Origin of the sequence: Pseudomonas sp. YL2 (genome assembly GCF_023063025.1) — a bacterium.
Lineage (GTDB): Bacteria > Pseudomonadota > Gammaproteobacteria > Pseudomonadales > Pseudomonadaceae > Aquipseudomonas > Aquipseudomonas putida_A.
On the sequence record NZ_JAJSLU010000007.1, the window covers coordinates 212397 to 226648 of the forward strand.

Here is a 14252-nt window from a genome sequence, read left to right on the forward strand (position 1 = left end):
CTCAGGCAACCGTCAGGGCGGAGACCACCAGATCGCAGCTGCGCTGGGCGTAAGCCGTCAGCACGATGCGGATCTGCGGCAAATCACGGGCGAGCACAGCGGCCAGCAGGCGCTCGAACAGTTCGAGGAACTCGCTCATTTCGGCCTTGCGCTGTTCGAGGGCGAGGAAGTAGGCGCGGCTCATGGCCGGCTGCAGGTTCTCGACGGTCTCTTGCAGGTACGGATTGTTGGCGAACGGGTACGCGGCGCGCATCACGGCGAAGCTGTCGTCGACGAAGGTGCGGATGTCCTGACGCTCGTAGCTGGCGGTCAGACGCTGCTGAATTTGCACGAACGGCGCCATGTCGGCCTGAGTCTGCCAGCCATTGGCGACTGCATTGCCGAGCAGGATGTACAGCTCGCTCATCAGCGTGCACAGGCTCTGCACCTTGTGCGCGGTGAGTTCGGTGACATGGGCGCCACGTCGCGGCAGGATCGCGATCAGGTGACGGCGTTCGAGGATCAGCAGGGCTTCGCGGACCGATCCGCGGCTGACATTGAGGGCCAGCGTGACCTTCTGTTCCTGAATGCGCTCTCCCGGCTTCATTTCGCCGCGAATGATGCGTTCGGCGAGGTGGTGAGCGATTTGCTCGGCGAGGCTGTCCGGCGCCTTGAACGTCATGGTTGTCCTTCAAACTCTTCGATCTGCACAAGCGGCGCAGTGTAGCGCAAATGCAGGTGCATGGCGGAGTGCCCGCACGGCGCTTTTTGGCACGATTCAAGCAAAAAGGCAGTGAATCCGCTCAGGGTCAATACTCAATAGAGCACGCGTTAATCGACAAAACCGCTTTTCCTGACCTTTAAGTCAGAAAACCATTGACCGAAAAGTCAGACCTGCTAAATTCGGCTCAAGTCGGTTAACAACAATAATGAGTCTGCGAGGCCTTCCGTGATCCAGTTTTTACTTAACCAGGAACTCCGTAGCGAGCACGCCCTGGACCCGAATCTGACCGTGCTCAATTACCTGCGCGAACACGTGGGCAAATCCGGCACCAAAGAAGGCTGCGCCAGCGGCGACTGTGGCGCCTGCACCGTGGTGGTCGGCGAGTTGCAAACGGATGACGCCGGCCGCGAACACATTCGCTATCGCAGCCTCAACTCATGCCTGACCTTTGTGTCGTCGCTGCACGGCAAACAACTGATCAGCGTCGAAGACCTCAAGCACCAGGGCGAACTGCACAGCGTGCAGCAAGCCATGGTCGAGTGCCACGGCTCGCAGTGCGGCTTCTGCACCCCCGGCTTCGTCATGTCGCTGTTCGCCCTGCAGAAGAACAGCGATGCACCGGATCAGGCCAAGGCGCACGAAGCGCTGGCCGGCAACCTCTGCCGCTGCACCGGCTACCGGCCGATCCTCGCCGCCGCCGAACAAACCTGCTGTGGCAAGCAACCGGATCAGTTTGATGCCCGCGAAGCGGAGACCATCGCCCGCCTCAAAGCCATTGCCCCGACCGATATCGGCGAACTCAACAGCGGCGACAAGCGCTGCCTGGTGCCGCTGACCGTCGCCGATCTGGCCGATCTGTATGACGCTTACCCACAAGCGCGGCTGCTGGCCGGCGGCACCGATCTGGCGCTGGAAGTCACCCAGTTCCATCGCACCCTGCCGGTGATGATCTACGTCGGCAACGTCGCCGAAATGAAGCGCATCGAAACCTTCGACGACCGCATCGAAATCGGCGCCGCCACCGCCCTCTCCGACTGCTACGAAGCGCTGACCGCCGAATACCCGGACTTCGGCGAACTGCTGCACCGCTTCGCCTCGCTGCAGATCCGCAACCAGGGCACCCTCGGCGGCAACATCGGCAACGCCTCGCCGATCGGTGACTCGCCACCGCTGCTGATCGCCCTCGGCGCGCAGGTGGTGCTGTGCAAAGGCGAAACCCGGCGCACGCTGAACCTGGAAGATTACTTCATCGACTACAAGGTCACCGCCCGTCAGGAAAGCGAATTCATCGAAAAAATCGTCGTCCCGCGCGCCACCGCCGAACAGCGTTTCCGCGCCTACAAGGTTTCCAAGCGTCTGGACGATGACATCTCCGCCGTCTGCGCCGCATTCAATCTGCGCGTGGAAAACGGCGTGATCAGCGATGCGCGCATGGCGTTCGGCGGCATGGCCGCGATTCCGAAACGCGCCGCCCACTGCGAAGCCGTGCTGCTCGGCCAGCCGTTCAACAACGCCGTGATCGAACGCGCCTGCGCTGCGCTGGCCGAAGACTTCACGCCGCTCTCGGACTTCCGCGCCAGCAAGGAATATCGCCTGCTCAGCGCACAGAACCTGCTGCGCAAATACTTCATCGAACTGCAAACACCGCACATCGAGACTCGGGTGACCGCTTATGTCTAACCATCACGCCGTAGAGAAGACTCAAGCCGAACTGGCGGAACTGTTCGCCAAGGACCTGACCACCGGCGTCGGCCGCAGCGTCAAGCACGACAGCGCCGCCAAGCATGTGTCCGGTGAAGCGCAGTACATCGATGATCGTCTGGAATTTCCCAATCAACTGCACGTTTACGCACGGCTGTCGGACCGCGCCCACGCGAAAATCATCAGCATCGACACCAAGCCCTGCTACGCCTTCGAAGGCGTGCGCATTGCGATCACCCACGAAGACGTGCCGGGCCTGAAAGACATCGGCCCGTTGCTGCCGGGCGATCCGCTGCTGGCGATTGATGACGTGCAGTTCGTCGGGCAACCGGTACTGGCCGTGGCGGCGAAAGACCTGGAAACCGCACGCAAAGCGGCGATGGCGGCGATCATCGAATACGAAGATCTCGAGCCGGTGCTGGACGTGGTCGAAGCCTTGCGCAAACGCCACTTCGTGCTCGACAGCCACACCCACCAGCGTGGCGATTCGGCCTCGGCGCTGGCGACGGCTGAACACCGCATTCAAGGCACGCTGCACATCGGCGGCCAGGAACACTTTTATCTGGAAACCCAGATCTCCTCGGTAATGCCCACCGAAGACGGCGGCATGATCGTCTACTGCTCGACGCAGAACCCCACCGAAGTGCAGAAGCTGGTGGCCGAAGTGCTCGACGTGTCGATGAACAAGATCGTCGTCGACATGCGCCGCATGGGCGGTGGTTTCGGCGGCAAGGAAACCCAGGCTGCCAGTCCGGCGTGCCTGTGCGCGGTGATCGCGCACCTCACCGGTCAGCCGACCAAGATGCGCCTGCCACGGGTCGAAGACATGCTGATGACCGGCAAGCGCCACCCGTTCTATGTCGAGTACGACGTCGGCTTCGACAGCAGCGGACGTCTGCACGGGATCAACATGGACCTGGCCGGCAACTGCGGCTGCTCACCGGACCTGTCGGCGTCGATCGTTGACCGGGCGATGTTTCACTCGGACAACTCGTACTACCTTGGGGACGCGACCATCAATGGTCACCGCTGCAAGACCAACACCGCGTCGAACACCGCCTACCGGGGTTTCGGCGGCCCGCAAGGGATGGTCGCCATCGAAGAAGTGATGGACGCGATTGCCCGCCACCTCAACCTCGATCCATTGGCCGTGCGCAAGGCCAACTACTATGGCAAGACCGAGCGCAACGTCACTCACTACTACCAGACCGTCGAGCACAACATGCTCGAAGAGATGACTGCCGAACTGGAAGAAAGCAGCCAGTACGCCGAGCGCCGCGAAGCGATCCGCCGCTACAACGCCAACAGCCCGATCCTGAAAAAAGGCCTGGCGCTGACCCCGGTGAAGTTCGGCATTTCCTTCACCGCCAGTTTCCTCAATCAGGCCGGCGCGCTGATCCACGTCTACACCGACGGCAGCATCCACCTGAACCACGGCGGCACGGAAATGGGCCAGGGCCTCAACACCAAAGTCGCGCAGGTGGTGGCCGAAGTGTTCCAGGTGGAAATGGATCGGGTGCAGATCACCGCGACCAACACCGACAAAGTGCCGAACACCTCGCCGACTGCGGCCTCCAGCGGCGCTGACCTCAACGGCAAGGCTGCGCAGAACGCCGCCGAGATCATCAAGCAGCGTCTGGTGGAATTCGCCGCGCGGCACTACAAGGTCAGCGAAGAAGACGTGGAATTCCACAACGGCCATGTGCGCGTGCGTGACCACATCATGACCTTCGAGGCGCTGATTCAACTGGCGTATTTCAATCAGGTCTCGCTGTCGAGCACCGGGTTCTACAAGACCCCGAAAATCTACTACGACCGCAGCCAGGCCCGGGGTCGGCCGTTCTACTACTTCGCCTTCGGCGCGGCGTGCTGCGAAGTGATCGTCGACACCCTGACCGGCGAGTACAAGATGCTCCGTACCGACATCCTCCACGACGTCGGCGCCTCGCTGAACCCGGCGATCGACATCGGTCAGGTCGAGGGCGGTTTCGTCCAAGGCATGGGCTGGCTGACCATGGAGGAGCTGGTCTGGAACAACAAGGGCAAGCTGATGACCAACGGCCCGGCCAGCTACAAGATCCCGGCCGTGGCGGACATCCCGCTGGACCTGCGGGTGAAGCTGGTGGAGAACCGCAAGAACCCGGAAGACACGGTGTTCCATTCCAAGGCTGTGGGTGAGCCGCCGTTCATGCTCGGGATTGCCGCGTGGTGCGCGATCAAGGACGCGGTGGCGAGCCTCGGTGACTATAAGCATCAGCCGCAGATCGATGCGCCGGCGACCCCGGAGCGGGTGTTGTGGGGCTGTGAGCAGATGCGCCAGCTCAAGACTGTAAAAGCGGTCGAAGCTGAAACCGAGCTGGCTCCGCTCTAAAGACCGAGGCGCGGCTATCGCGAGCAGGGCTCACTCCTACAGGGGAACGCATTCCAAATGTAGGAGTGAGCCTGCTCGCGATGAGGCCCGAACAGACAACGATGTTGTAGGGGTGAACTATGTACAACTGGATCGACGCCCTCGCCGACCTGCAGAACCAGGGCGAACCCTGTGTTCTGGTGACGATCATTGAAGAACTCGGCTCGACCCCGCGCAATGCCGGCTCGAAAATGGTCGTCAGCGCAAGACAGACCTTCGACACCATCGGTGGCGGGCATCTGGAATACAAAGCCATGCAGATCGCCCGCGAGATGCTCGCCAGCGGCAAGCAGGACACCCATCTGGAGCGCTTCAGCCTGGGTGCCAGCCTCGGCCAGTGCTGCGGCGGCGCCACCGTGCTGCTGTTCGAACCGATGGGCCAGGTGCAGGCGCAGATCGCGGTGTTCGGCGCCGGGCATGTCGGCCGCGCGTTGGTGCCGTTGCTCGCCAGCCTGCCGTGCCGGGTGCGCTGGATCGATTCGCGGGAAGAGGAATTCCCCGAACAGATCCCCCATGGCGTGCGTAAAATCGTCGCCGAAGAGCCTGTGGATGAAATTGACGACCTGCCCGCCGGCAGCTACTGCATCGTCATGACCCACAACCATCAACTCGACCTGGAACTCACTGCCGCGATCCTCAAGCGCAACGACTTTGCCTACTTCGGCCTGATCGGCTCCAAGACCAAACGGGCCAAGTTCGAACATCGCCTGCGTGATCGCGGCTTCGACAGCGGCGTCGTGCAACGCATGCGCTGCCCGATGGGCATTGGCGACGTCAAAGGCAAACTGCCTGTGGAAATCGCCATCTCCATCGCCGGCGAAATCATCGCCACCTATAACGCCAATTTCGGCCAGCACAGCGCCAGCGCCGAACCGATTGCCAGACTGCTGCCGGTTTCGCGGCGCAGTCAGGCCGCCAAACTCAAAGCCTCAAACTGATTAGAGAACCCTCATGCCTCTGACTCGCAAAGCCTACCGCGCCGCCATCCTGCACAGCATCGCCGACCCCGCCGAAGTCGGGATCGAAGCCTCCTACGAATATTTCGAGGACGGCCTGCTGGTGGTCGATGGCGGCAAGATCAGCGCCCTCGGCCACGCCAGTGAATTGCTGCCGACCCTGCCGGCGGACATCGAGATCACCCACTATCAGAACGCGCTGATCACCCCGGGCTTCATCGACACCCACATCCACCTGCCGCAAACCGGCATGGTCGGGGCCTACGGCGAGCAACTGCTGGACTGGCTCAACACCTACACCTTCCCGTGCGAAAGCCAGTTCGGTGACAAGGCCCACGCCGACGACGTGGCCGATATCTTTATCAAGGAGCTGCTGCGCAACGGCACCACCACCGCGCTGGTGTTCGGCAGTGTGCACCCGCAATCGGTGAATTCGTTCTTCGAAGCCGCCGAGAAGCTCGACCTGCGGATGATCGCCGGCAAGGTGATGATGGACCGCAACGCGCCGGACTATCTGACCGACACCGCCGAATCCAGCTACGTCGAGAGCAAGGCGCTGATCGAACGCTGGCATGGCAAGGGCCGCCTGCACTACGCGGTCACCCCGCGTTTCGCTCCTACCAGCACCCCGGAGCAACTGACCCTCGCCGGCCAACTGTTGACCGAATACCCGGATCTGTACATGCAGACCCACATCAGCGAAAACCTCAAGGAAATCGAGTGGGTCAAGGAACTGTTCCCGGAGCGCAAGGGTTACCTCGACGTTTACGATCACTACAAGCTGCTCGGCGAACGCTCGGTGTTCGCCCACGGCGTGCACCTGTGCGACGACGAATGTGCGCGACTGGCGGAAACCGGCTCGGCGATCTCGTTCTGCCCGACCTCGAACTTCTTCCTCGGCAGTGGTTTGTTCAATCTGCCGATGGCCGAGAAGCACAAGCTCAACGTCGGTCTCGGCACTGACGTCGGCGGCGGCACCAGTTTCTCGCTGCTGCAAACGCTGAACGAAGCCTACAAAGTCATGCAACTGCAGGGTGCGCGGCTGAGTCCGTTCAAGTCGCTGTACCTGGCGACGCTGGGCGGTGCGCGGGCACTGCGCCTGGAAGACAAGATCGGCAACCTGCAGCCGGGTTCAGACGCCGACTTCCTAGTGCTGGATTACAACGCCACGCCGCTGCTCAGCTATCGCCTGAAACAGGCTAACAACATTGCCGAAACGTTGTTTGTGCTGATGACGCTCGGGGATGACCGCACGGTGCAGCAGACGTATGCGGCGGGTGCGCTGGTGCATCAGCGCTGAGTTTTTCCGAGGCATAAAAAATCCCCCGGTGGTGTTAGCCCCGGGGGATTTTTTGTTGCCTGTCAAAAAGCTATCGCGAGCAGGCTCACTCCTACAAGTGAACGCATTTCAAATGCAGGAGTGAGCCTGCTCGCGATGGGGTCGACTCGGTGTCAGCTCAGAGCTTGGCGCTTGGACGCCCAGGCTTCTTGGTCTGCAGCAAATGCGAGAACACCGCATGCAGATCATCCGACGCACTTTCCTCATCGAGGTTGAGCTTGCTGTCGATGTGATCCATGTGATGCATCATCAGGTCCACCGCCAGCTCACCGTTGCGTGCTTCGATGGCGTCGATCAATTGGGTGTGCTCGTCGTAGGAGCAATGCGAGCGGTTGCCGCTTTCGTACTGGGCGATGATCAGCGAGGTCTGCGAGACCAGACTGCGCTGGAAGCTGATCAGTGGCGCGTTCTTCGCCGCTTCGGCCAGTTTCAGATGGAATTCGCCCGACAGACGGATACCGGCGCCGCGATCGCCACGGGAGAAACTGTCGCGCTCGTCGTTGACCATCTGACGCAGTTCGGCGATCTGCTCGGCGGTGGCGTGCTGCACGGCCAGTTCGGTGATCGCGCGCTCCACCAGACGGCGGGCCATGAACACCTGACGCGCTTCTTCAACGCTCGGGCTGGCGACAACGGCGCCACGATTCGGCCGCAACAGCACCACGCCTTCATGGGCCAGACGCGACAGCGCGCGGCGAATGATGGTGCGGCTGACCCCGAAGATTTCCCCCAGCGCTTCTTCGCTCAATTTTGTACCGGGCGCCAGACGCTGTTCGAGGATGGCCTCGAAGATATGCGCGTAGACAATATCGTCCTGGGTTCCGCTGCGGCCGGCTTTGCCTGCTCGCGGTTGTTTCTTGAGGGGTTGCAACTGTTCGTTCATGGGCACTCGAGTCGGGAGAACTGCGGCGAATAGACCGTGACTGTAATACGGCACAGTAGGTCGCTGGCAAGTATCGCGTAAAAAACAACGCGATTGTACACAATGAATGGTGGCAACACGACTGTACGGCTGTTTGTGACCACGGCTGTATTGCAACGATCCGTTACGATTGAGTTTAGGCTTGATCGCAGAATCCGCAGCCAGAACACAACTCTCCTGTGGGAGCGGGCTTGCTCGCGAAAGCGGTGTGTCAGACCACATCTGCTTTTACTGGCCCAGCGCTTTCGCGAGCAAGCCCGCTCCCACAGGGGTTAAGGTAACTGCGGACATCTTCATCTGTATAAGGAACACCGCCGTCATGAACGACGCCACCTACACCCGCCTACGCCCCCTCGCCGATACTTCGCCTTCGGCGATCGTCGCCGGTTTTATCGCGATGATGACCGGCTACACCAGTTCGCTGGTGTTGATGTTCCAGGCCGGGCAAGCGGCGGGTTTGAGCAGCGGGCAGATTTCCTCGTGGATCTGGGCGATCTCGATTGGCATGGCGGTGTGCTCGATCGGCCTGTCGCTGCGCTATCGCACGCCAATCACCATCGCCTGGTCGACGCCCGGCGCGGCGTTGTTGATCACCAGCCTCGGTGGCGTCAGCTACGGCGAGGCCATTGGCGCCTACATCACCTGCGCGGTGCTGGTGACGATTTGCGGGCTGACCGGCAGCTTCGAACGCTTGGTGAAGAAGATCCCGGCGTCGCTGGCGGCAGCGTTGCTGGCGGGGATTCTGTTCAAGATCGGCAGCGAAATCTTCGTCGCCGCGCAACATCGCACGGGGCTGGTGCTGGGGATGTTCTTCACTTATCTGCTGGTCAAACGCCTGTCACCGCGTTACGCGGTACTGGCTGCGCTACTGATCGGCACTGCGCTGTCAGGTTTCATGGGGCTGCTGGATTTCAGCGGTTTCCATCTGGAACTGGCGACGCCAGTCTGGACCACGCCGCACTTCTCGCTGGCCGCAACCATCAGCATCGGCATTCCGTTGTTCGTGGTGGCGATGACTTCGCAGAACATGCCCGGCATCGCCGTACTGCGCGCCGACGGCTACAACGTGCCCGCCTCGCCACTGATCACCAGCACCGGCATCGCCTCGCTGTTGCTGGCGCCATTCGGCTCCCACGGCATCAACCTCGCGGCGATCAGCGCGGCGATCTGTACCGGGCCGCACGCCCATGAAGATCGCAACAAACGCTACACCGCCGCCGTCTGGTGCGGGATTTTTTACGGGATTGCCGGCGTATTCGGCGCTACGTTGGCGGCGCTGTTTGCCGCGTTGCCAAAAGAACTGGTGCTGTCGATTGCCGCGCTGGCGCTGTTCGGTTCGATCATCAATGGCCTGAGCATTGCAATGACCGAGGTGAAAGAGCGTGAGGCGGCGTTGATTACCTTTATGGTCACGGCGTCGGGGCTGACGCTGTTTTCCATTGGGTCGGCGTTCTGGGGGATTGTCGCGGGGGTTTTGACGTTACTGATTTTGAATTGGCGTAAAGCCCAGGCATAAAAAAACGGCGACCCTCAGGTCGCCGTTTTTTTCAGTATCACTTGGCCGCGTTGATCGGCTTTTCCGGATACCAGACGTCCAGCAGCGGGCTGACAGTCATGCCGGTCAGTTCGCTACGGTTTTTCAGCCAGGCTTCAACGGCAGCGCGCTGCTCTTCGTTGACCGAGCCACGCTTCTGCAGGCAAACCAGACCGAAGTCATCGCCGCCAACATAACCCAGACCGTTGGCTTCCATGGCTTCTTTGATGAATGCTTCGAGGAAAGCGTCAATGGCTTCTTCGGACAAGTCTTCTTTGAAGTCCAGGTTCAGTTCGAAACCCAGCTCTTGGAATTCATCAACGCACAGTTTTTTGCGCAGACGCTGGGAACGGTTAGTCGCCATTGGAACAATCCTCTTAAGTAATAACGGCCGGCACTTTACCAGTTTAAGCGGTCAATTGCCCGACTCTCTGGGTACGGTGGCCGACCGCCTGTAAAAAAAATAACGAAATGGCCGCCCCGGGCAAGGCACAAGCTGTTACACCTTGGGGCATAATGCCGACACTTTCATGACCACTGAGGGCTTTTTCATCCATGCCCTCGTTATTTTTCCCCTCTTCTGCAGGGTTTTATTTCATATGATCAAATCGTTGCGTCCTCTGTTTCTTGCCGGCCTTCTTCTGCCCCTGGCCCTGCCGGTTGCCGCTGCCACCATCAACACCGCCCTCACCCCTAACGTCGAAAAAGCCCTCAAGGCCAGCAAGCTGCAGCCGACTGCGCTGTCGCTGGTGATGATTCCGCTCGACGGCCCGGGCAATCCGACCGTGTATAACGCCGACGTCTCGGTCAACCCGGCTTCGACCATGAAACTGGTCACCACCTACGCCTCGCTGGAAATGCTCGGCCCCAACCATCAGTGGAAAACCGAGTTCTACACCGACGGCGACCTCAGTGGCGGCATTCTCAACGGCAACCTGTACCTCAAGGGTGGCGGCGATCCGAAGCTGAACATGGAAAAACTCTGGCTGCTGATGCGCGACCTGCGCGCCAATGGCGTGACCCAGGTCACCGGCGATCTGATCCTCGACCGCGGCTTCTTCATCCAGCCGCAACTGCCGGAATTCAACGACGACGGCAACGACGAGAACAAGCCGTTCCTGGTCAAACCGGACTCGCTGCTGGTCAACCTCAAGGCCCTGCGCTTCGTCGCGCGTAACGACGGGGGCCGGGTGCTGATCTCGGTGGAGCCGCCGATTGCCAGCGTGCGCATCGAAAACACGGTCAAGGCGCTCAACTCCAAGCAGTGCACCGGTGGCGTGCGCTACAACCCGGTAACCCAGCCTGATGGCAGTGTGACCGTGACTGTCGCCGGTCAGCTGGGCGAAGGCTGCAGCTCGCAGACTTACCTGTCGCTGCTCGACCATGCGACCTACACCGCCGGTGCCGTGCGCGCGATCTGGAAAGAACTGGGCGGCAGCATCCAGGGCAAGGATCGCCTCGCCGCGACCCCGAGCAGCGCCAAACTGCTGGCTCGCGCCTACTCGCCGGATCTGGCGGAAATCATCCGCGACATCAACAAATACAGTAACAACACCATGGCTCAGCAGCTGTTCCTGAGCCTCGGGCAGAAGTACCGCAACGAAGCCGACGGTGACGACGCCAAGGCCGCACAACGCGTAGTCCGCCAGTGGCTGGCGAAGAAAGGCATCACCGCGCCGCACCTGGTGATGGAGAACGGCTCCGGGCTGTCGCGCGCCGAACGCGTCAGCGCCCGCGAGATGGCCAACATGCTGCAAGCCGCCTGGCACAGCCCATACGCTGCCGAGTACATCAGCTCGCTGCCGATTGCCGGCACCGACGGCACCATGCGCAAACGCCTGAAGACCACCGCGATGCGCGGCGAGGCCCACGTCAAGACCGGCACCCTGAACACCGTGCGCGCCATCGCCGGCTTCAGCCGCGACGTCAACGGCAATACCTGGGCGGTGGTGGCGATCCTCAACGACAAGGCGCCGTTCGGCGCGTCGTCGGTGCTGGATCAGGTGCTGCTGGACCTGTACAAGCAGCCGCGCCTGCCGCAGACGGCTTCAGCCCTGTAAAAACACAGCCGCTCTCATGTGGGAGCGGGCTTGCTCGCGAAGGCGTCAGATCAGTCAGTATTTTTGCTGGATGACACACCGCTTTCGCGAGCAAGCCCGCTCCCACAGGTAGATCGTGCCAAGGCTCAGCTCATCTGCTCGACCCGATCGCGCCCGCCCTGCTTCGCCGCATACACCCCCGAATCCGCCCGCAGCAGCAGCGCATCCGCGCCCTCCCCCGGGCGCCAGCTGGCGATGCCGAAACTGGCCGTCACCACCCCGACCACATCCACCGGCGCACTGCGCAGGCCTTGCCACAACTCCACCGCCAGCATGTACGCATGCTCGCCGTCGATGTCCGGGCACAGCACCATGAACTCTTCACCACCGAGACGACAGAACACATCAGTCCGCCGTAAACGATGGCCGATGCGCTCGCACACCGCCTGCAGCACCCGGTCGCCCACGGCATGGCCGTACTGGTCGTTGATGCGTTTGAAGTGGTCGATGTCGAGCATGATCACCGACAGCTCACCGCCGCCGCGCTCGACCCGGGCCATTTCGGTGGTCAGGCGTTCCTGGAAGTAGCGGCGGTTATGGATGCCGGTCAGCGAGTCGGTGACCGACAGCGCCCGCAGTTCCTCCTCCACCCGTTTCAAGTCGGAAATGTCCGAGATGTAGCCGTGCCACAGCACGCCGCCGCCCGGCAGCTCTTCCGGCGTCGCCTCGCCGCGCACCCAGCGCAGGCCACGCTCGGGCAACTGCACACGGTACTCCTCGCGCCATGGGCTGAGGCTGTCTGCCGAAGCACGGATCGAGCTGCGCACTCGCGAGACGTCTTGTGGATGGATGCGGGTGAAAATCGCCTCGGCATTGAGCAGCAGCACGTCCGGCTCCAGCTCGTAGATCTCGCGGATGCCGTCGCTGGCGTAGATCACGCTGAAGCGCCCGTCGAACTCCATCTTGAATTGGTAGATGCCGCCGGGCACATGGGCGCTGAGTTTTTTCAGCAATACATCCCGCGCCGCCAGCGCTTCGTGCACGCGCTTGCGCTCGGTGATGTCGATGCAGATCGCCAGATGCCCGACCCACAAACCCTGCTCATCGAGCACCGGGGTGGCGAGCATGTTCACCGGCAGATGACTGCCGTCGCTGCGCACCAGCGTCCATTCGCGCGCCTCATGACCGCCGACCTCGCCACCCTCGACCAACATCGCGTGGCAGGTCGGAATGCTCTTGCCGTAACGCGCACTCAACTCCGCCGAACGCGCGGCCAGTTCTCGCGGCAGATGCAGGTTTTCCAGGGTCATGTGCCCGACCACATCGGCGCTGCTGTAACCAAGCATCTGTTCCGCACCAGGGTTGAAGGTATTGATCACCCCGCGCAGGTCGGTGGCGATGATTGCCACCTGGGTCGCGGCATTCAGTACCCCGCGCAACTGACCGTGGGTGCCGCGCAATTCCTGCTCGCGGGCGTGCAGTTCCTGCGTGCGCAGCTCGACCATGCGCAAGGCGCGCTGGCGTTGACTGACCAGCACGTAAAGCAGTGCGCTGAGCAACAGACTCAGCAGCGCCCCCAGCACCACCAGGCTGCTGATCGACGAATGGTTGGCCTGCAGAAAGGCTTCGCTGGGCTGCATGTCCACTTGATAGTCATGGTCGGCCATGCGCAACAGACGTGTGGCGGACAGATCACTGGCCCCGGCCTGGTTGGCGGACTCGTAGAGCACTTCATGCTGTTCATCGGTGGACAGGTCGAGAATGCGTACATTGAGGAAATCCTGGTGCTCCTCCGGCAGTCCGTCGGCCAGCAACTGCTGCATGCTGATCACCGCCATCACATAGCCTTGCGGCGGCCCTTTCGGCGCCCCTTCACGGGTGACCGGCGCCAGCAGCAAGACGCCCCGGGCATACGCCGGATCAATCCCCACCAGATGCAATGGCTGCGACACCACCATGTGCCCGGTGCGGTCGGCGCGTTCCAGCGTCGCCCGGCGCAGCGGCTGCGCCAGCAAGTCGTAACCCAGCGGTGTGGGCAAGCGGCTGAGGCTCTGGGTGTAGATCACCGGTACGTATTCGGGGCGATCAGCGGCGGTCTGCAACTGATCGTCAGCGTTCAGTTCACGAAAGGTAAAAGTGCTGAAGCCTTCGTTACGCACGGCCTGTTCGACCGCCGGGCGTTCGGCACGGCTGACCCGCGGCGCATAGGAATAGGCCTGGGTGCGTAATAGAAGCGGTTTGGCATAGCCGTCGAATTCGCTGCGTGAGACCGAATCGGAGTTGGCGAAGAAACGGCGCAGGCCGTCGAGACGCTGTTCCTGATCCTGGAAACGTTCTTCGATGCGGCTGTAACGCTCATTGGCCAGCAGTTGGAAGCGTTGGCGCAGTTGATGGTGAAACTGATTGAGGGTGGCCCAGGCGAGCAGCCCCGTGAGAATCCCGCCGGCGAGCAATACCAGCAGCGCGACCAGCCAGGCCGAGACGTCTTCGCTGATAAAACCCAGAATCTTTGGGCGCACGGGGTGCAACGACATAGGGGCAACTCACGACGCCATTGTTTCGGGGGGAAAACCCCATTGGCCATGAGTTGAGTTATAGCTATTAGCCATTAATTTGGCTAGCGCTGATCGGATCCAAGAGCCTTTAAA

Annotated in this window: 10 protein-coding genes; 6 read left to right on the forward strand and 4 right to left on the reverse strand. The window is 61.5% G+C overall.

What is annotated here, in order from left to right; genetic code table 11:
• Nucleotide 1 precedes the first annotated feature (1 nt).
• Nucleotides 2–661 carry a GntR family transcriptional regulator gene (locus LVD08_RS13175; RefSeq protein ID WP_007961062.1) on the reverse strand — a complete coding sequence of 220 codons (660 nt, stop codon included), beginning with the start codon at nucleotides 659–661 and terminating at the stop codon, nucleotides 2–4.
• Between the two features lie 267 nt (nucleotides 662–928).
• Between LVD08_RS13175 and xdhA the strand changes: the two genes are divergently transcribed.
• The 4 genes from xdhA to guaD all read left to right on the forward strand — a co-directional run bounded on the left by xdhA (nucleotide 929) and on the right by guaD (nucleotide 7070).
• Nucleotides 929–2383 (forward strand): xanthine dehydrogenase small subunit, encoded by a 1455-nt coding sequence (gene xdhA, locus LVD08_RS13180; RefSeq protein WP_247268353.1) that lies wholly within the window; start codon nucleotides 929–931, stop codon nucleotides 2381–2383.
• Complete coding sequence (gene xdhB / locus LVD08_RS13185; RefSeq protein ID WP_247268354.1) at nucleotides 2376–4775, forward strand: xanthine dehydrogenase molybdopterin binding subunit; 2400 nt, start codon at nucleotides 2376–2378, stop codon at nucleotides 4773–4775. The genes xdhA and xdhB overlap by 8 nt, the downstream gene beginning before the upstream one ends.
• Before the next feature lie 119 nt (nucleotides 4776–4894).
• The gene (xdhC, locus tag LVD08_RS13190) at nucleotides 4895–5752 is read left to right on the forward strand and encodes a xanthine dehydrogenase accessory protein XdhC (RefSeq protein ID WP_097087624.1); all 858 of its coding nucleotides are present in this window, start codon (nucleotides 4895–4897) and stop codon (nucleotides 5750–5752) included.
• A gap of 13 nt (nucleotides 5753–5765) precedes the next feature.
• Nucleotides 5766–7070, forward strand: coding sequence for a guanine deaminase (gene guaD / locus LVD08_RS13195; RefSeq protein ID WP_247268355.1), 1305 nt, complete (start codon nucleotides 5766–5768; stop codon nucleotides 7068–7070).
• A 157-nt stretch (nucleotides 7071–7227) separates the two neighbouring features.
• Here guaD and LVD08_RS13200 read toward each other — a convergent pair whose 3' ends face one another.
• A complete protein-coding gene (locus LVD08_RS13200) occupies nucleotides 7228–7992 on the reverse strand; it encodes a GntR family transcriptional regulator (protein ID WP_083366480.1) in 765 nt (254 codons plus the stop codon).
• Nucleotides 7993–8350: 358 nt separating this feature from the next.
• On the opposite strand from LVD08_RS13200, the gene LVD08_RS13205 reads away from it, so the two are divergent.
• Nucleotides 8351–9547 (forward strand): benzoate/H(+) symporter BenE family transporter, encoded by a 1197-nt coding sequence (locus tag LVD08_RS13205; protein WP_097087620.1) that lies wholly within the window; start codon nucleotides 8351–8353, stop codon nucleotides 9545–9547.
• Nucleotides 9548–9584: 37 nt separating this feature from the next.
• On the opposite strand, the gene LVD08_RS13210 is transcribed toward LVD08_RS13205, so the two are convergent.
• The gene (locus tag LVD08_RS13210; RefSeq protein ID WP_003223308.1) at nucleotides 9585–9929 is read right to left on the reverse strand and encodes a YggL family protein; all 345 of its coding nucleotides are present in this window, start codon (nucleotides 9927–9929) and stop codon (nucleotides 9585–9587) included.
• 235 nt (nucleotides 9930–10164) lie between these two features.
• Here LVD08_RS13210 and dacB point away from each other — a divergent pair, with 235 nt between their 5' ends.
• Complete coding sequence (gene dacB, locus LVD08_RS13215; RefSeq protein WP_115990326.1) at nucleotides 10165–11625, forward strand: D-alanyl-D-alanine carboxypeptidase/D-alanyl-D-alanine endopeptidase; 1461 nt, start codon at nucleotides 10165–10167, stop codon at nucleotides 11623–11625.
• A gap of 125 nt (nucleotides 11626–11750) precedes the next feature.
• Here dacB and LVD08_RS13220 read toward each other — a convergent pair whose 3' ends face one another.
• Entirely contained in the window at nucleotides 11751–14138 is a 2388-nt protein-coding gene (locus LVD08_RS13220; RefSeq protein WP_247268356.1) for a sensor domain-containing diguanylate cyclase, read from the reverse strand.
• Nucleotides 14139–14252 lie beyond the last annotated feature (114 nt).